This is a genomic window from Isoptericola sp. NPDC057391, assembly GCF_042668085.1.
GTDB lineage: Bacteria > Actinomycetota > Actinomycetes > Actinomycetales > Cellulomonadaceae > Isoptericola.
Genome location: NZ_JBHVBO010000007.1, coordinates 1 through 17124, shown reverse-complemented (window position 1 = coordinate 17124; position 17124 = coordinate 1). Strand labels below are relative to the sequence as shown.

General features: G+C 76.1%; 17 protein-coding genes. 9 read left to right on the top strand and 8 right to left on the bottom strand.

What is annotated here, in order from left to right; genetic code table 11:
* Positions 1 to 3: 3 nt before the first annotated feature.
* Entirely contained in the window at positions 4 to 789 is a 786-nt protein-coding gene (locus tag ACFUVW_RS01975; RefSeq protein WP_430569667.1) for a YidC/Oxa1 family membrane protein insertase, read from the top strand.
* 84 nt (positions 790 to 873) lie between these two features.
* Positions 874 to 1665 carry an SDR family oxidoreductase gene (locus tag ACFUVW_RS01970; protein WP_430569666.1) on the top strand — a complete coding sequence of 264 codons (792 nt, stop codon included), beginning with the start codon at positions 874 to 876 and terminating at the stop codon, positions 1663 to 1665.
* Between the two features lie 12 nt (positions 1666 to 1677).
* Here the strand turns inward: ACFUVW_RS01970 and ACFUVW_RS01965 are convergent, their stop codons facing one another.
* Positions 1678 to 2277, bottom strand: coding sequence for a GNAT family N-acetyltransferase (locus tag ACFUVW_RS01965; RefSeq protein WP_430569665.1), 600 nt, complete (start codon positions 2275 to 2277; stop codon positions 1678 to 1680).
* Positions 2278 to 2314: 37 nt separating this feature from the next.
* On the bottom strand, positions 2315 to 2866 hold the full coding sequence (locus tag ACFUVW_RS01960; protein WP_430569664.1) for a GNAT family N-acetyltransferase: 552 nt from the start codon (positions 2864 to 2866) through the stop codon (positions 2315 to 2317).
* A gap of 94 nt (positions 2867 to 2960) precedes the next feature.
* Between ACFUVW_RS01960 and ACFUVW_RS01955 the strand changes: the two genes are divergently transcribed.
* Entirely contained in the window at positions 2961 to 4112 is a 1152-nt protein-coding gene (locus ACFUVW_RS01955) for a GNAT family N-acetyltransferase (protein WP_430569663.1), read from the top strand.
* 3 nt (positions 4113 to 4115) lie between these two features.
* On the opposite strand, the gene ACFUVW_RS01950 is transcribed toward ACFUVW_RS01955, so the two are convergent.
* From ACFUVW_RS01950 to ACFUVW_RS01940, 3 genes are read right to left on the bottom strand one after another with little or no spacing between them, the layout of a single operon-like run.
* On the bottom strand, positions 4116 to 4790 hold the full coding sequence (locus tag ACFUVW_RS01950) for an MBL fold metallo-hydrolase (RefSeq protein ID WP_430569662.1): 675 nt from the start codon (positions 4788 to 4790) through the stop codon (positions 4116 to 4118).
* 47 nt (positions 4791 to 4837) lie between these two features.
* Positions 4838 to 5740: an alpha/beta fold hydrolase gene (locus ACFUVW_RS01945; RefSeq protein WP_430569661.1), complete on the bottom strand. Its 903-nt coding sequence runs from the start codon at positions 5738 to 5740 to the stop codon at positions 4838 to 4840.
* Positions 5741 to 5789: 49 nt separating this feature from the next.
* The gene (locus ACFUVW_RS01940; protein WP_430569660.1) at positions 5790 to 6752 is read right to left on the bottom strand and encodes an endonuclease/exonuclease/phosphatase family protein; all 963 of its coding nucleotides are present in this window, start codon (positions 6750 to 6752) and stop codon (positions 5790 to 5792) included.
* 163 nt (positions 6753 to 6915) lie between these two features.
* Between ACFUVW_RS01940 and ACFUVW_RS01935 the strand changes: the two genes are divergently transcribed.
* From ACFUVW_RS01935 to ACFUVW_RS01925, 3 genes are all read left to right on the top strand, one after another.
* A complete protein-coding gene (locus ACFUVW_RS01935) occupies positions 6916 to 7470 on the top strand; it encodes a hemerythrin domain-containing protein (RefSeq protein WP_430569659.1) in 555 nt (184 codons plus the stop codon).
* Positions 7471 to 7595: 125 nt separating this feature from the next.
* Complete coding sequence (locus ACFUVW_RS01930) at positions 7596 to 7997, top strand: DUF3817 domain-containing protein (protein ID WP_430569658.1); 402 nt, start codon at positions 7596 to 7598, stop codon at positions 7995 to 7997.
* A 204-nt stretch (positions 7998 to 8201) separates the two neighbouring features.
* Positions 8202 to 10478, top strand: a complete 2277-nt coding sequence (locus tag ACFUVW_RS01925) for a 5'-nucleotidase C-terminal domain-containing protein (protein WP_430569657.1) — start codon at positions 8202 to 8204, stop codon at positions 10476 to 10478.
* A gap of 80 nt (positions 10479 to 10558) precedes the next feature.
* Here ACFUVW_RS01925 and ACFUVW_RS01920 read toward each other — a convergent pair whose 3' ends face one another.
* The 3 genes from ACFUVW_RS01920 to ACFUVW_RS01910 form a co-directional block, all read right to left on the bottom strand.
* Entirely contained in the window at positions 10559 to 12571 is a 2013-nt protein-coding gene (locus ACFUVW_RS01920; protein WP_430569656.1) for a hypothetical protein, read from the bottom strand.
* Positions 12572 to 12718: 147 nt separating this feature from the next.
* Positions 12719 to 13660 (bottom strand): hypothetical protein, encoded by a 942-nt coding sequence (locus ACFUVW_RS01915; RefSeq protein WP_430569655.1) that lies wholly within the window; start codon positions 13658 to 13660, stop codon positions 12719 to 12721.
* A 1-nt stretch (position 13661) separates the two neighbouring features.
* Complete coding sequence (locus tag ACFUVW_RS01910) at positions 13662 to 14120, bottom strand: Lrp/AsnC family transcriptional regulator (protein WP_430549148.1); 459 nt, start codon at positions 14118 to 14120, stop codon at positions 13662 to 13664.
* Positions 14121 to 14234: 114 nt separating this feature from the next.
* Here ACFUVW_RS01910 and ddaH point away from each other — a divergent pair, with 114 nt between their 5' ends.
* The 3 genes from ddaH to ACFUVW_RS01895 all read left to right on the top strand — a co-directional run.
* On the top strand, positions 14235 to 15152 hold the full coding sequence (gene ddaH, locus ACFUVW_RS01905; protein WP_430569654.1) for a dimethylargininase: 918 nt from the start codon (positions 14235 to 14237) through the stop codon (positions 15150 to 15152).
* A complete protein-coding gene (locus ACFUVW_RS01900; RefSeq protein WP_430569653.1) occupies positions 15149 to 16363 on the top strand; it encodes an ornithine cyclodeaminase in 1215 nt (404 codons plus the stop codon). Before ddaH ends, ACFUVW_RS01900 begins: the two co-directional genes overlap by 4 nt.
* Before the next feature lie 215 nt (positions 16364 to 16578).
* On the top strand, positions 16579 to 17124 hold a 546-nt coding region (locus tag ACFUVW_RS01895), incomplete at its 3' end, for a hypothetical protein (protein ID WP_430569652.1).

Genomic DNA, 17124 nt, shown 5'->3' with positions numbered 1-17124 from the left:
CCCATGGATCTCTTCGCCCTCCCCCCTGTCGCCGCCGTGCTCGGCGGCGCGTACCACGCCCTGATGGGCCTGACCCACCTGTTCGCACCGGCCCTCGGCGCCGGTGCCGCGGCGGCCGCCGTCGTCGCCGTGACGCTCGCCGTCCGCGCCGCCCTCATCCCCGTCGGGATCTCGCAGGCCCGCGCGGAACGCACCCGGATGCGCCTCGCTCCCCGGATCGCCGAGCTGCAGCGCCGCCACCGCGCGGACCCCGAGGCGTTGCAGCGCGCCACGATGCAGCTCTACGCCGACGAGGGCACCACGCCCCTGGCCGGCTGCCTGCCGATGCTGCTGCAGGCCCCGGTGGTCGGGGTCATCTACGCGGTGTTCGTGCACGCGGAGATCGCCGGCGGCACCAACGCCCTGCTGGGCCACACGGTGTTCGGCGTGCCGCTCGGCACCAGCCTCGTCGGGGTGCTCTCCGGCGGGGCACCGGGCGTCGCGACCGTGGCGGTGCTCGGCGGGCTCGTGCTCGCCGTCGCCCTCGTGGGCGAGCTGACGCGGCGCGCCGCGCTGCCCGGCGGGGCGCTGGCCGTGCCCTCGGCGACGGGCCCGGCCGCCGCACCGGGGATGCAGCGCGCGCTGGGTGCGCTGCAGTTCGTCACCGCCGCCGTCGCGTGCTTCGTCCCGCTCGCCGCGGGCCTGTACCTCCTGGTGACGGTGACGTGGACCCTGGTCCAGCGCATCCTGCTGCGGCGCCGCTTCCCGCTCGACACCGGCACGGTCGCCGTCGAGCGTGGCCGTCGGTAGCCGCCGCGGTCGTCACGTCCCCGCACCCCGTGTCGTCGGAGTGGCAGGACGCGCGATGGTCGCGCGGCGACGGAGGAGGACGGCATGACACGCATCCTGGTCACCGGTGGGACGGGACATCTCGGCAGGCTGGTGGTGCCGCGGCTGGTGCGCACCGGTGCGCAGGTGCGGGTGCTCAGCCGCAGCCCGCACGCAGACGGGGACGGCGTGCGGTTCGTCGTCGCCGACTGGACGACGGGCGAGGGCCTGGCGCAGGCCGTGGGCGACGCGGACGCGATCGTCCACCTCGCCGGCGACCAGCTCCACAACGAGCCGATGGCGCGGGCGCTGGTGCGGGCGATCCGGGACGCCGGCACGGACCCGCACCTGGTGAACGTCTCGGTGGTGGGTGCGGAAAAGGTGCCCGTGAGGTCCGGCTTCGACCGTCGCGCCCTCGGCTACATGGCGAGCAAGCTGGCCCAGGAGCGGGTGCTGGAGGAGTCCGGGATCGCGTGGTCCAACCTGCGCGCGACGCAGTTCCACGAGCTGGTGCTCATCGCCGCCCGGGCGCTGGCGAAGCTGCCGGTGGTGCCCACGCCGTCGGGCTGGAGGGCGCAGCCGATCGCGGCCGACGAGGTCGCGGCGCGCCTCGTGGAGCTGGCGCTCGGCGACCCGCAGGGGCGCGTGCCCGACATCGCCGGGCCGGAGGTGCTCACGTTCCGCGAGATGGTGCGGGACTACCTCGACGCCGTCGGGTCGCGGCGGCCCACGATGCCGGTCCGCGTCCCCGGGGCCGCGTCGCGCGCGTACGCGGCGGGCGGCAACCTCGCGCCCGACCGCGCCGTGGGCAAGCAGACGTGGGGCGAGTTCCTGGCGGAGCACGTCGAGCGGCGCTGAGCGGGGCCGGGATCAGAGGTCGAGGCGCATCACCGCGCGGCGCGACGTCGGGCGGCTCACCTCGCGGAACCCGGCGGCCTCGAACACCGACGCCACGCCGACGTAGAGCTCGCCCCACGAGTCCTGGTAGCCGGGCCCCACGACCATCGGGTACCCCTCGACGGCGCGCGCCCCGCGGGAGCGGGCGTGCTCGACGGCGGCGGCGGTGAGGGCCGCGCTGACCCCGCGGCGGCGGTACCCGGCGCGGGTGACGAAGCAGACCACGGCCCACACGCCGTCGTCGTCCTTGTCCTCGGCGCGGCCCGACCACGGCACGCGGGCGGTGCGCAGCCGGGGGTACGCGGTGCGGGGTTCGACGGCGCACCACCCGGCGGGCTCGCCGTCGAGCCAGGCGAGGAGCCCGCTGGTCGTGGGGGCGTCCGGCTCGCCGCAGTGCGTGTCACGGCGCAGCGCGGCCGCCCGCTCCTCGCGGGCGGTCTCGCGCCAGTCGGACGACGGCGTCTGGAACCACCGGCACTGGCACCGCGCAGCCTCGCCGCGCTGGCCGAGCACGGTCTGCAGGTCGTCCCACGACGCCTCGTTCGCGGGCCGGACCACGATGTCGGAGGTCATCGCCCCATCGTGCCGCGGCGTCGTCCGCGGCGGAAGGTCAGGCCGCGCGGTCACCCTTGAGCACGCCGTAGACGAGCGTGTCCGTCCACTCGCCCTTGGACCACCAGTCCTCGCGCAGGTGCCCCTCGCGCCGCATCCCGACGCGCTCGCACAGCCGGGCGGAGGCGTCGTTGCGGGCGTCGAGCTGCGCGACGACGCGGTGCATGCGGTAGAAGTCGAACGCGAGGCCCAGGACGGCGCGCACGGCTTCGGTCGCGAAGCCCTGCCCGGTGTGGTCGGGGTGGAAGACCCACCCGATCTCGCCGCGGGAGACGGTGTCGCCCGTGGTCCACAGGGCGACGTCGCCGACGACCCGGCCGTCGTGCTCCACGATCAGCGCGAGGGCGGAGCCGGGCTCGTCGATGCGCGTGCGCGCGAGGCGCTTCGCGAGCTGCGCCTCCGCGACGTCCGGCGTCCACGGCTCCTCGAGCAGGTAGCGCGCGACATCGGGGTCGGCGTAGTAGGCGAGCAGGGGCTCGAGGTCCTCCGCGCGGTGCTCGCGCAGGACCAGCCGGCCCGTGGTCACCGGCAGGGGGGTCTCGGTCGTCACGGTCAGGCACCCTACGCGCCGGGGCGGGCGAGCCGCGACGCCGGCCGCCGAAAAGCGCGTGACGCGGGCCCCCGCCGCGGCGCACCGTGTGGGCATGAGCACCCCCGCGGCCACACCGACGTGGCGCCTCGTCGAACCGCCCCGCGCCGACCGTCTCGACGCGCCCGAGGCGTGGGCGTACCACGGGATCGCGGCGCTGGAGCGCGCCGTCGCCCTGGCCGACCTGGGTCACGACGACTTCGCGCCGCGCGCCGTCGACCTGCTGGTGGCCGACCGGCACCAGGAGCACGCGCGGCGTCACCGGCTCGTCGCGGTGGCTGGAGGCGAGGGCGACGGCCCCGCCCCCCGCGTCGTCGGGCACGGCGTCCTCACCCTGCCCGTCTCCGACAACCGCCACCTCGCCGAGGTGCGGGTCGCGGTGCTGCCCGAGCACCGCGGCCGGGGCATCGGGTCGGCCGTCGCGGACCGGCTGCGTCGGATCGCGCTCACCGAGGGCCGCACCACGGTGTTCGCGGAGGTCGAGCTCGCCGACGAGCCCGCCCCGGGGTCGCCCGTCGCCCTCGCGCCGCGGGAGGGGCCGGGGCTCGTCTCCGCCGCGCTGCCCGGCATGCGCTTCGCCCGCCGGGCCGGGCTGGGGCTCGAGATCGTCGCGCGCCGCTCGGTCCTCGACGTGCCGCTGCCCGACGACGTCGTCGAGCGGTTCGCCGCCGACGCCGCCGCGCGGGCCGGCGACGCCTACCGCCTGCACACCTGGCAGGACCGGATGCCCGAGGCGTGGGTCGAGCAGCTCGCGGCGCTGGAGCACAGCCTGTCCGAGGACGAGCCGAACGGCGGCCTCGCGCTCGAGGCCGAGCAGTGGGACGGCGCGCGCATCCGCGTCGAGGAGGCCAAGCGCGCCGAGCGCGGGCAGACGCTGCTGGTCACCGCGGCCGAGCACGCGCCCACCGGCACCCTCGTGGGCATGACGATCCTCGAGTGGGCTGACGACCGCCCCGAGCTCACCGAGCAGGAGAGCACCGTGGTGCTGCCCGGGCACCGCGGCCACCGGCTGGGCATGCTCCTCAAGGCGGTGAACCTGCGCGAGCACACGCGCCTGCGCCCCGCCGCGCGCCGGATCTCCACGTGGAACAACGAGACGAACGCCCCGATGCTGGCGATCAACGTGGCGCTCGGCTTCCGCCCCGCCGGCGGTGCGGCGGAGCTGCAGGCGCCGCTGGCCGACGTCGTGCCGCTCAGCCGCGGCTGACCGTCACCGCGGGCCGTCAGGGAGCGGGACCTGGAGCGGCTCGCCGACGGAGAGGCGCCGGTACTCGGCGCCGCCCAGCCCGCCCGCGACGCGGTCGACGAGCGCCAGCCCGGCGTCGCTGAGGATGGCGTCGTGGATCGGGACGGCGACCCGCGGCGCCACCCGGCGCACGTAGTCGACGGCCTCCCCGAGCTTCATCCAGGGGCCCGCGACGGGCAGCGTCAGCGCCTCGACCGCCACGCCCGCGGGCGGCGGCGTGAACGAGTCGCCCGGGTGCAACACCGCGCCGTCGACGAGGTACGCGACGTTGGCGGGCGGGGGGATGTCCGGGTGGATGGTGGCGTGCACGTGCCCGAGCGCCCGCACCGCGAACCCCGCCGCGGTGAGCTCGTCCCCGCCGTCGACGGCGCGCAGGCGGTCGGCGGGGGCGCCGGCCCCTGCGAGCTGCTCGACGACGGGGGCCGGCGCCCACAGGCCGGGCCCGCCGGCGGCGGCCAGCGCCGCGGCGACGAGGGGCACGTCGACGTGGTCGGCGTGCTCGTGGGTGACGAGCACGGCGTCGGCGCCGTCGAGGATGCGCGGGTCGGTGAACGTGCCGGGGTCGATGACGAGGGTGCGGTCGTCACGCTCCAGGCGGACGCCGGCGTGGCCCCAGGTGGTCAGCATGAGGGAGGACATGCCGCCCATCCTGGCCCTGTTGCCTGGGTGTGCGCTCGGCGGTGGGCTCAGCGGGTGGGCTCGGCGGTGTGCTCGAGCAGGGCCGGGAGCAGCACGTCCCACGACGAGGGCGGCGCGACCTGGTGGCCGACGCCGTCGAGCACCAGCAGCCGCGCCCCGGGGATCTGGGCCGCCAGCGCCGCGCCGTGGCCGGGGAACAGCGGGTCCTCGCTGCCGTGCACGACGAGCGTCGGCACGGCGAGGTCCGCGAGCGTGCCCTCGAACGGCGCGCCGGGCTCCGCGGCGAAGTGGTTGCTCCCGGCGGTCGGGTCGGTCGACCGCTCGACGGCGCGGGTCGCGACGGCGCGGGTGCGTGCCTCGTCGAAGTCGCCCCGGCCGGTGAGCGCGCGGTCCTCGGCGACGGCGGCCTCGACGAGCGCGGCCGTGTCACCCGGGTCGGGGGAGGGGCCGTCCCAGAGGCCGTGCAGCGCGGGGTCGGACGGCGGCAGGGCGGCGTCGTCGGCCCCGGCGAACGCGCGCGTCGTGGACATCAGCGTGGCCGACGCGACGCGGTCGGGGTGCTCGAGCGCCAGCTCCTGCACGATGGCGCCGCCCATCGACAGGCCCACCAGGTGCGCCCGGGCGGCGCCCACGGCGTCGAGCACGCGCAGCGCGTCCTCCGTGACGTCCCGGCCGGTGTAGTCGGGGGCGCCGGGCCGGCTGGTGGCCGAGCGGCCCGTGTCGCGGTGGTCGTACCGGACGACGTGCCGGCCGGCGGCGAGCGCCGCGACGAGGTCGGCGGGCCACCAGTCCATCGACGACCCGACGCCGCCGACCAGCAGCACCGTCGGGTCGGCGGGGTCCCCGACGGCCTGGAAGCACAGCCGCGCCGGGCCGTCGGTGAAGCGTTCCGGGCCGAGGGCGTCGCCGTCCGCGGGACCGACGTCCGAGGCGTCACGTGGTCTCGTCATGGAGGGGGGACGGCGCGAGCCGCCCGGACTCATCGCCGCCGCGCCGACGTCACGGCAGGCGCAGCAGCGCCTGGACCGGGGTGTGGTCGCTGGGCCAGCGACCGTCCCTGGTCCAGGTGTTGGTGGCCGCGGCGAGCACCTCGGTGCCTCCGGTCGCGAGCACCCAGTCGATGCGGTTGCCGCCCGGCACGGGCTCGCCGTAGTTGGGGAACGTGCCCACGTCGGGGGTGAGCCGGCGGTCGGCCGCCACCCACGTGTCGAGCAGGCCCCCGTCCGGGACGAGCACGTCGTAGGGCGCGGACCGCTCGGCGGGCGCGTTGGCGTCGGCGGTGAAGACGACGGGCAGCCCGAACCCGGCGACCAGGTCGCGCACCACCTCGGCGCTGCGCACGCGGGCGTGCTCCGACTGGTGGTCGAAGTGCGAGTTCACGTGCACGAGCTCGGTGCCGGTGCGCTCGTCGCGGAACCGGGCCCAGGTGACGATGCGGGTCACCGAGTTGCCCCACGTGGTGGAGCCGATGACGTCCGGGGTGTCCGACAGCCAGAACTGGTCCCACCACAGCAGCGTGAGCCGGCGAGCGTCGTAGAAGATCGCCGAGTACTCGCCGTCCGCGCCGCCCGACCGTCCGTAGCCCACCGTGCGGTAGTGCTTGCCGAGACCCCGCTCGACGGCGACGAGCTGCTGGAACTCCGCCTCCTGCACCCCGAGGATCGTGGGCTGCTCCAGCGCGAGGAAGGCGGTGACGAGCGGGGCGCGGTCGGGCCAGTGGTCGGGCTCGCCGGGCTGGGTCGCGTCCTCGCGGTCCAGCCGGATGTTGAAGCTCATCGCGTGCAGCGTCGTCCCCTTGGCGGGGCCGATCAGCGCGCCCTTGGCCGGTCGTGCGGCGGTCGTGGCGGCGGCACCCGGCGCGGACAGGGCGCCGGCGACGCCCAGCGCGCCGAGCGCACCAGCGGCGGTGAGCGCGCCGCGTCGGGTGATGCCGGCGGGGGCGGCGGAGCTGCGGTGGTCCATGTCGTCCTCCAGGGGATGGGGCTCGGGCGTCCGTTGCCCGACCATCCCATCGGTCCCGCGTGACCGCGCGGCGGACACCAGGTGGACGGCGGGCGACGGCGTCGTGACCAGGGGCTCGACCGCCGCGCCCTCGCCGGTCCCGCCCGACTAGGCTCGGCGCATCGTGACCGACCCGAACCGAGAGACCACCGCCCCGTCCACCGACCCTTCGTCCGGCACCGCCGACCTCACCGCCCGCCTCGTCGCGTGGGGGCAGGAGCTGCTCGCCGTGCACGCCCGCCTCCGCGACGCGCTGGAGGTCGCGCGGGAGGCCGTCGCCACCGCCGACGGCGCCGCCTCCCGGGCCGACGGCGACCCCCGCCGCCTGCTCGGCCTGTACTGCCACGGGTTCTGCCAGGCGCTGGAGGGCCACCACCGCGGCGAGGACGACAACGTCTTCACGGCCCTGCTCGACCTGCGCCCCGACCTCGCCGGCGTGGTCGCCGAGCTGCAGCGCGACCACCGCATGCTCGACCACCTGCTGGGCGAGCTGTCGCGCGCGGTCGACGCCGACGCGGACGCGGCCACGCTCGAGCGCCACCTCGACGGCATCGACGCCGTCATGGAGACCCACTTCCGGTACGAGGAGAAGCGGCTGGTCGACGCGCTCGACGAGCCCGCGCTCGCGGCCGCCCTGTCCGGCACCGACCGGCGCGCGGCCCTCGGCCCGCTGGCCTGACTCCGAGGATCGCGTTCGACCCTGCCGCGCCGAGGTGCCGACGGGCTGTCACCTCGTCGGGCGGGACGACGACGTGTGTCGGGCAGACTGGGGACACCGCGTCCGCACCGCCCGAGAGGTCCCGCATGCCTGCGTCCCCGTCGTCCGCCCGACAGCCCCTGTCCCGCACCGGCCGCGTGTACGCGGCGATCGCCGTGATCGAGGCGTTCACCTGGGCGGGCCTGCTGGTCGGGATGTTCCTCAAGTACGTCACGGAGACGACGGAGGCGGGCGTCTGGCTGTTCGGCCGGCTGCACGGCGCGGCGTTCGTGGCCTACGTCGTGGTCGCGCTGGTCGCCGCGGTGAAGCTGCGCTGGGGCTGGTTCCGCACGCTGGTGGCGCTCGCGGCCGCCGTCCCGCCCCTCACGACGCTCCTCGCCGAGTGGTGGCTGCGCCGCACGGGCCACCTGAGCGAGCCGACGGCGGTCCCCGCCGGGTCCGCCGTGCCCGCGGCGCAGGACGAGCCGGACCCGGTCTCGCCGAGGTAGTACACGGCCCGGCGAGGTAGTCCCGGGCCCGGCGAGGTAGTACGGAGCCCTCCCGGGTCGGCGTTCGTCCCCGGTTCTCGTGGTCGTCATGCCGCTGTCGCACGGCCCCGCTACGGTGACGCCCACCACAGTCACTGGCACCGGGAGCAACCCATGTCCTCTGCTCGGCCCTTTCCTCGGCGGCGGACCGCCGGCGTCGCGTGCGTGACCCTCGCCTTCGCGGGGCTCACGACCGCCGGCGCCGTGTCCGCCAGCGCCGACCCGATCGTCGACGTCCAGATCCTCGCCACCAACGACTTCCACGGCCGCATCCAGGCGAACGGCACCGAGGCCGGCGCCGCGGTGCTGGCCGGCGCGGTGCAGCAGCTGCGCGCCGAGAACCCGAACACCGTGTTCGCGGCCGCGGGCGACCTCATCGGCGCCTCGACGTTCGAGTCCTTCATCCAGCACGACAAGCCCACCATCGACGCCCTCAACGCCGCGGGCCTCGACGTGTCGGCGGTCGGCAACCACGAGCTCGACCAGGGCTACGACGACCTGGTGAACCGCGTGATGGCGCCCTACGACGCCGCGACCAACCCGTACGGCGGCGCGCAGTGGCAGTACGTGGCCGCGAACCTCAAGGTCAGGGCGACCGGCGACGACGCCGTCCCCGCCACGTGGCTGAAGGACTTCGGCGACGTGCAGGTCGGCTTCGTCGGCGCGGTCACCGAGGAGCTGCCCGCGCTCGTCAGCCCGGCCGGGATCGCCGACCTCGAGGTGCGCGGCATCGTCGACTCGGTGAACGAGGAGGCCGACGCGCTCAAGGCCGAGGGCGCCGACCTCGTCGTCATGCTGGTGCACGAGGGCGCGGAGTCCACGGACTGCGCCGCGATGCCGACGGCGGACAACGCGTTCGCGAGCATCGTCAACGACGTCGGCCCCGAGGTGGACGCCATCGTCTCGGGGCACACGCACCTCGCCTACGACTGCAAGTTCCCGGTCGACGAGTGGGCCGGCGAGGCCGTGACGGAGCGCCCGGTCGTCTCCGCGGGCCAGTACGGCTACAACCTCAACCAGCTCACGTACTCGGTGGACGCCGCGACGGGTGAGCCGGTCGGCGTCGAGACGGCGGTCCTGCCGCTCGCTGGCCAGTACCCGGCCGACCCGGACGTCGCGACGATCGTGTCCGACGCCGTCGCCGAGGCCGACGTGCTCGGCGCGGAGCCGCTGGGCGAGATCGGCGGGGCCTTCAACCGGGCCAAGCTGTCGTCCGGCGCGGAGAACCGCGGCGGCGAGTCCACGCTCGGCAACCTCGTGGCCGAGGTGCAGCGCTGGGCCACCGAGGCACCCGAGTCGGGCGGCGCGCAGATCGCGTTCATGAACCCCGGCGGCCTGCGCGCCGACATGGTGGGCTCCGGCACGGACGCCTTCCCGCGCACGCTCACCTACAAGCAGGCGGCCGCGGTGCAGCCGTTCGCCAACACCCTCGTCAACATGGACCTCACGGGCGAGCAAATCAAGGCCGTCCTCGAGCAGCAGTGGCAGCGCGACGCCGACGGCAACGTGCCGTCGCGGCCGTTCCTGCGCCTGGGCGTCTCCGACGGGTTCACGTACACGTTCGACGCGAACCGCGAGGAGGGCGACCGCATCACCGGCATGTGGCTGGACGGCGAGGCCGTCGACCCGGCGGCGTCATACTCCGTCACGGCGAACTCGTTCCTCGCCTCGGGCGGCGACAACTTCCGCGCGTTCGCGGAGGGTGCGAACGCCCGCGACACGGGCAAGGCCGACCTTGCGGCGTTCGTCGACTACATGGCGACCTTCGCCGCCGACGAGCCGCTCCCCGTCGACCCGAGCCAGCGCGCCGTCGGCGTCTCGTTCCCGGCCGACGCCCCCGAGGCGTACGAGCCCGGCACGACCGTCGCGTTCGACGTCTCGTCCTGGTCCATGTCCGCGCCGGGTGACGTCACCGACTCCGAGCTGACCGTGTCCCTCGGCGACGCCGAGCTCGGCACGGCCCCCGTCACCACGACGGCCGGCACGACGCCGGACGACACGATCGGCACCGCGTCGGTCGCCGTCGAGCTCCCGGCGGACACCCCGGCCGGGGCCGCGAGCCTCACCCTCACGGGCGCGGCGACCGGCACCGAGGTGACCGTGCCGATCGAGGTGACCGAGCCGGCCAAGGCCACCCCGACCCTCACGGTCGACGCCCCGAAGACCGCGGTCGCCTGGTTCCAGCCGGTGCGCCTCGCGGTGTCGGTCGAGACACCTGACGGCACGCCCACCGGGAAGGTCACCGCGACGGTCGACGGCAGGAAGGTCGACGCCGACAGGCTGAACGCGAAGGGCGACGCCCGCCTGTGGGCGGGGCCGTTCAAGCCCGGCACCGTCGAGGTGGAGGTCCGCTACACCGGTGACGACGCCACCGAGCCCGCCTCGACGACCACCACCATCCGGGTGAAGAGCCTGTGGGAGGTCATCTTCGGCAGGTGGTGACCGGAACGCCCTGACGCACCGACGGCCCGGCCGACGCTCCCCTGAGTGTCGGCCGGGCCGTCCGGCGTGTCGGTTCGCCCTCAGGCGCGACGGCGCAGGTGGAGGGTCAGCGCCACCACCCCGCCCAGGAGGCCGAGGGCCAGCAACATCCCGCCCGCCAGCGCCGCCGGGTCCGCAGGGCTGGACTCCATCTCCGTGCGCATCGTGGTGGTGCCGTCCGCGAGCTCGACCGTCCCGGCCGACAGCTCGCCGGCGCCGTCCGCCAGCTCCGTGCTCCCCTCGAAGAGCTCCGACGCGCCCGACAGGAGCCGGCCCGCCCCGGCGGCGAGCTCGCCGGAGCCCGTGGCGAGCTCCGCCGCGCCGTCGTCGAGTCGCTCGCCGCCCTTGCGCAGCCGCTCGGCGCCGGCCGCGGCGTCGGTGGCGCCCGTCGCCAGCTCGTCCAGCCCGTCGTCCAGGCGGCTTGCGCCTGCCTCCGCGTCATCGAGACCGGTCGTCAGACGCCACGCGCCAGCCTCCGCGTCGCCCAGCTTGGTGGACAGCCGGGCATTGCCCGCCGCGACCGTCGCGGCTCCCTCGGCGAGCGCCGGCATCCTTCCGGCCAGCTCGGTGGCGCCCGACGCAAGGCGGCCCGTCCCGGACGCGACGAGCTGGGCGCCGTCGTTCAGCGTGACACTCTTGCCCGCGAGGTCGTCGAGCCCGGCACCGAGAGTGCTGGAGCCGGCTGCGGCAGTCGTCGCCCCGGCCTGAAGCTTCTTGCCGCCGTCGAGCACAGCGGACACGCCGTCGCTGACGTCGGTGGTGCCGTCGGCGAGCTTCCCGGCGCCGGTCTTGAGGTTCTCGGTGCCGAGGGCGAGGGCCTTCGTCCCGACGAGCAGACCGTCCTCCGCGTCGTTCAGACCCGCGTCGATACCGGTGGCGCCGGCCTCGACCAGGGTGGCGCCTCCGGCGACCTCGCGGAGCGATCCTGCGAGCGCGGCGACGTTCTCCTGTCCGGTGCGGATACCGCTCGCGACCTGGCCCGCTCCACCTGCGACGGCGTCGGCCTTGGCGGCGAGCGCCTCCAGGTGCGCCTTGGTCGCCTCGTCCTCCGTGGACTTCGCCAGCGTCCTGAGTTCTCCTGCGATGCCGGAAACCCCCTCGGCGGTCTGATCCGCCCCGGAGACGGCGGTCTTCAGCCCCTCGGCGAGCTGTGCGCCGCTCTGGGCCGCCAGCCGGGCTCCGTCTGCGGTCCGGGCGGCTCCGGCGGCGAGGTCGGACGCTCCGCCAGCAGCCTTCGTCGTGCCGGCGACGACCTTGTCCGCACCCTGGTCGACGCCCGTGGCGCCCTGCAGGACCTCCTGGGCACCGGTGGCAGCCTTGGCTGCGCCGGCCGCAAGGTCGCCGCCCTTGCCGACCAGAGTGTCGATGCCCTGCGAGAGGTCGTGGACGCCACCGGTGAGCTTCGCTGCACCGGCGGAGAGCCGGGCGCTGCCCGCGGCCAGCGCCTCAGTCCCGCCGGCGAGGGCCTGCGCGCCGTCCGCGGCCGTGCTTGAGCCCGCGGCGAGCCGGCTCGCGCCGGCGTCGGCGCTTGCCGCGCCGTCGGCGAGCTCGCCCGAGCCGACGGCGAGGGTGGTGCTGCCGTCGTGGAGCTGGGACGCGCCGGCTGCGAGCTCGGCGCTGCCAGCGCGCAGCCGGACGGTGCCGTCGTGCAGCTCGACGATCCCCGCGGACGCTCGGGTCGCGCCGGGGCTCAGTCGGTCGTTCAGCCCTTCGGACAGCTCGGCGGCACCGGTGTTGAGCTCGGCGGTGCCGGCCGTCAGCTCGTCGGTCCCGTCGACGAGGCGGGCGGTGCCGTCCGACAGGTCGGATGCGCCGTCGGCGAGGGCGCCGGCGCCGTCGGAGAGGCGACCGCTGCCGTCGGCGAGGTCAGCGGCGCCGTCGCGCACGGCGGTGGCGCCGGCGTCGAGGCGGGTGGCGCCGTCGGCGACCTTGCCGTCGAGCAGGACGAGCACCACGAGCGCGACAAGGGCCGCAAGGGCGAGCGCCGCGATGGCGGTGACGGTGGACGCGGCATGGCCGCGGGATCGGCGGGGAACGGGTGCGGTGGGGGTCATCGGGCCTCACTCCGGAGCGCGTCCACGTCGACGCGGGAGGTGGCACGGCGCGGGGCCGTGGCCCGTCGCCATCGACGGGGCTGGAGCGAGACTACTGAGGTTGCCTCAATAAGGGGAAGGCCTCACAGGATTTCACCCGCTCTCCGCTCAACCCCAACCGCACGCGTCATGCACGAGGCCGTAGACGGCGGCGCGCTGCTCGTCGGTCATGGGCACGTAGATCTCGGGCTGCCGGGCGCCGTCGACCTCGGCGTGCACGGGCAGGAAGGCGCCGCGCTTGTCCTCCGCCACGACGTGCGGGTCGCAGCGCGCAGGCACGACGTCGAGCACGACCCGGCCGCCGGCGTCGGGGGTCAGGTCGTCGCCCGTCCAGGCGGGGCCGGAGGCGGGGGACAGCAGGGTGGTGCCCGCCACCCGCAGCAGCCCCACGTCGGGGCCGCCGGGCACGGGCTCGACCGCGAGGGTGATGCGCCCGCCGTCGACGACACCGTCGGGGGTGCGGACCCGCGCGGCGCGGACGTCGCCGACGCGCAGCGCCACGCCGGAGGCGACGAGGCGCTCGGCGCACGCCTCCGCGTGCACGGCGGCGAGGCGGGCCAGCGGGTCGACGACCTCCACCTCGACGGCGGTCCCCGCCGGCGTGCTCCCGGGGGAGGCCTCTCCTGCCGCGAGGCGCACGGTCGCCGTGGCGACGGGCGTCCGCTGCGCGTCCGCGCCGGTGAGGGCCGCGGGCGGCTCGGCGTCGCAGTCGACCTCCCCGAGCCGTAGCCGCACGTCGCGTCCGGCGCCGGGCGCGAGGGTGCGGGCGCGCGGGGCGCCGTCGGGGCTGCTCGGGCCGTAGCCCGGCGCGTCGAGGGCGCCGCCGAGCAGCGTCACCGTGCGGCCGGAGCCGTTGACGACGCGCAGCGTGGCTCGACGGTCCGCGTACTGGGTGCGGTCCTGCCGCAGCTCGGCGCTCAGGTCCTGCGCGACGCCGCTCGGCAGCGGCGCGGCGTCGTCGCCGGGGGAGGAGCAGGACGCGAGGGCGGCCGCCGCCGCGACGACGACCGTGAGGCCGACGGGCGGCCCGACGAGCCCGCGGGCGCGCACGTCACGCCCCCTCCGCCGAGGAGGACCGTGCGGGCCGGTCGATGACCCGCGTCATGACCAGCGAGGTGCGCGTCTTGTCGACACGGGCGCTGGCGCGGATGGCCTCGACCGTGCGCTCCACGTCGGCCATGTTCCCGGCCATGATCTGCACCATCGCGTCGGCCTCGCCGGTGACGGTGTCGACCCGCACGATCTCGGGGATCGTCGCCAGGTCGCGGCGCAGCGTGGCGGGGGAGACGTTGCCGCGGCAGAACAGCTCCACGTACGCCTCGACGCCCCACCCGAGCTCCTCCGGCGCCACCCGCACCGTGAACCCGGTGATCTCGCCGCGCGCCAGCATGACGTCCACCCGCCGCTTCACCGCCGGCGCGGACAGCCCGACGTCGGCGCCGATGTCGGCGTAGGTCGCGCGCCCGTCGCGCAGCAGGTGGCCGACGATCCTCCGGTTCAGCACGTCCATGCCGCCACCATGCCCGATTTCTTCCACCGTCGCGCACGATCCGTCAGGTCGGCGCCCGCAACACGCAACGGATCGCGCGTCGGTCGCAACGACCGCGGCCCTAGCGTCCCGGTCATGACGGCCCTCACCACGCCGACGACGACGTCGGCCACGGTTCCCCAGCCCGCGAGGATCGAGCGGACGGCCACCCCGCGCCGCTTCCTCATGTGCCCGCCCACCTACTTCGACGTGGTCTACGAGATCAACCCGTGGATGGACCTCGGCGTCCCCGTCGACGCCGGCCGGGCGCTCGCGCAGTGGGAGCACCTGCGCGCCACGTACGAGGCCTACGGCCACCGCGTCGAGGTGATCGACCCGGTGCCCGGCCTGCCCGACATGGTGTACGCCGCGAACGGCGGCGTCGTGGTCGGCGGGCGCGCCCTGGCGGCGCGGTTCACCTACCCGGAGCGGCGGCCCGAGGGGATCGCGTACGACACGTGGTTCGCCGGCGCGGGCGACGGCGTCGTCAGCCTCGGCCAGGCGGCCGAGCAGAACGAGGGCGAGGGCGACCTGCTGCTCGCCGGCGAGGTCATGCTGGCGGGCACCGGCTTCCGCACCTCCCGCGCCGCGCACGCCGAGGTCGCCGCGCTGCTGGGTGTCGAGGTCGTGACCCTCGAGCTCGTGGACCCCCGCTACTACCACCTCGACACGGCGCTCGCGGTGCTCGACGCCGGCCCGTCGCCGCTGGTCGCCTACCTGCCGGAGGCGTTCAGCCCCGCCTCGCAGGCGGTGCTCGCGGAGCGCTACCCCGACGCGGTCCTCGCCACGCCGGAGGACGCCGCGGTGCTCGGCCTCAACGCCGTCTCCGACGGGCGGCACGTTTTTCTCACCGACCGCGCCACCGGCATGCACGCCCGCCTGCGCGAGCGCGGCTTCGAGCCCGTCGGGATCGACCTGTCCGAGCTGCTCAAGGGCGGCGGCTCCGTGAAGTGCTGCACCCTCGAGCTCCGCCCCGCCCCGACCGCCACGACCGAGCAGGAGGCCCGCGCATGACCGAGCCCACGCACCTGCCCACCAGCCGGGTCCCGTTCCTCGACGTCGCGTCCATGGCGCGCTGGGTGGCGCACCGCGGACCGGAGGCCGTCATCGCGCGCCTGGTGGACGCGCTGGAGGTCGACCTCGCCCGCTGGCCCGACCTCGACAAGCGGCCGCGGGTCGCGTCGCACTCGCGCGACGGCGTCATCGAGCTCATGCCGACGTCCGACGACGTCACCTACGGCTTCAAGTTCGTCAACGGCCACCCGCGCAACCCGGCCCGCGGCTTCCAGACGGTCACCGCGTTCGGCGTCCTCGCCGACGTGCGCAACGGCTACCCCACGTTCCTCGCCGAGATGACGCTGCTCACCGCGCTGCGGACGGCGGCGACGTCGGCCCTCGCCGCCCGCTACCTGGCGCGCGCCGGCTCGCGCACCCTCGCGCTGATCGGCGCGGGCTCGCAGTCGGAGTTCCAGGCGCTGGGGATGCGGGCCGCGCTCGGCATCACGCACCTGCGCGTCTGGGACACCGACCCGGGCGCGCAGGCCAAGCTCGCCCGGCACGCCCGCGCCCTCGGCTTCGAGGTGCACGAGGCGACCAGCGGGGAGGACGCCGTCACGGGCGCCGACGTGATCACCACCTGCACGGCCGACAAGGCGAACGCGACCGTGCTCGCCCACGACATGGTGTTCCGCCTCGCGCACCCCGGCGTGCACGTCAACGCCATCGGCGGCGACTGCCCCGGCAAGACGGAGCTCGACCCGGCGATCCTGCGCGCCGCCGAGGTGTTCGTCGAGTACGAGCCGCAGACCCGCATCGAGGGCGAGATCCAGCAGACGCCGGACCTCGTCGTCACCGAGCTGTGGGAGGTCGTGGCCGGGCGGCGCGACGGCCGCCGCGGCGCACCCGCCACGGCGGGGCCGGGGGAGGCGTTCACGCGGCACGCCGGCGACCGGCACACCCCGGACGACACCACCGTGACCGTCTTCGACTCCGTCGGCTTCGCCGTCGAGGACTGGACGGCGCTGCGGTTCGTGCGCGACGACGTCCCCGCCGCCCTGCTGCAGCACCTGGACCTCGTCGCCGAGCCGGAGGACCCGAAGGACCTGTACTCCCTGGTGCTCGCCGCGCAGGAGGACGACCGCGCCGACGCCCGCCGGGCGCTGGACCGGCTCATGGGGCTGGCCGGGCGCGGGCACGTCGAGGCGCTCGCGACCGCGAGGTCCTGACCCGCAGCGACCCTGACCCCGAAGCCGACGCCGGCCGTGGCCACCCTCTCCCCAGGGGCGGCCACGGCCGGTGCCGGTCGCCGAGCCGTCCGCCGTCCCCGTCCCCTGAGACCCGGCTGGACAGGGGCTCGCCGAGACCCTGGGGTGCGCTGCCATCATGAGCCCCGCGAGCGCGCCGTCGGCGCGCTGGTGGAGACCCAGGGACGGGGGGCACCGTGACCGAGACCGGCGGTGACGACGCGCCGGCGCGCGCGGGCTATGTCGACGACGCGATCCGCCGGATGCGGGTCGCCGCCGCGGCCGCGGGGCGCGGGGGAGGGCCCGGCGCGGCGGGGACCGCGGACCCCGCGGTGCTGCGCGCCGCCCTCGCGACCCTCCCGCCCGACGACCAGCGGCTGCTGTGGGCCACGCACGTGCAGCGACAGGAGCCGTCCGCCGTCGCGGCCGCGCTCGGCACGCACCCGCGCGCGGCGGCCCGCCTGGTGCCGCAGGCCGAGCAGGCCCTCGCGGCGGCGCTCGCCGAGGCGCACGCACCGGGCTGCCCGCCGGGGTGTGCCGACACGCGGCGCACGCTCCACGACCTCGTCCAGGGCGGCGTCCCGGCCGGGCAGGGCGCCGGGGTCGAGGACCACCTCGTCGACTGCGCCGCCTGCCTGCGCGCGTTCGTCGACGTGCGCGAGCCCGCCTGGGCGCTGCGGGACGCCGGGCCGCGGCTGCTCGCGGGCGGCTGGCGCCCGCCCGCGGTCGTGGCCGCGACCGCC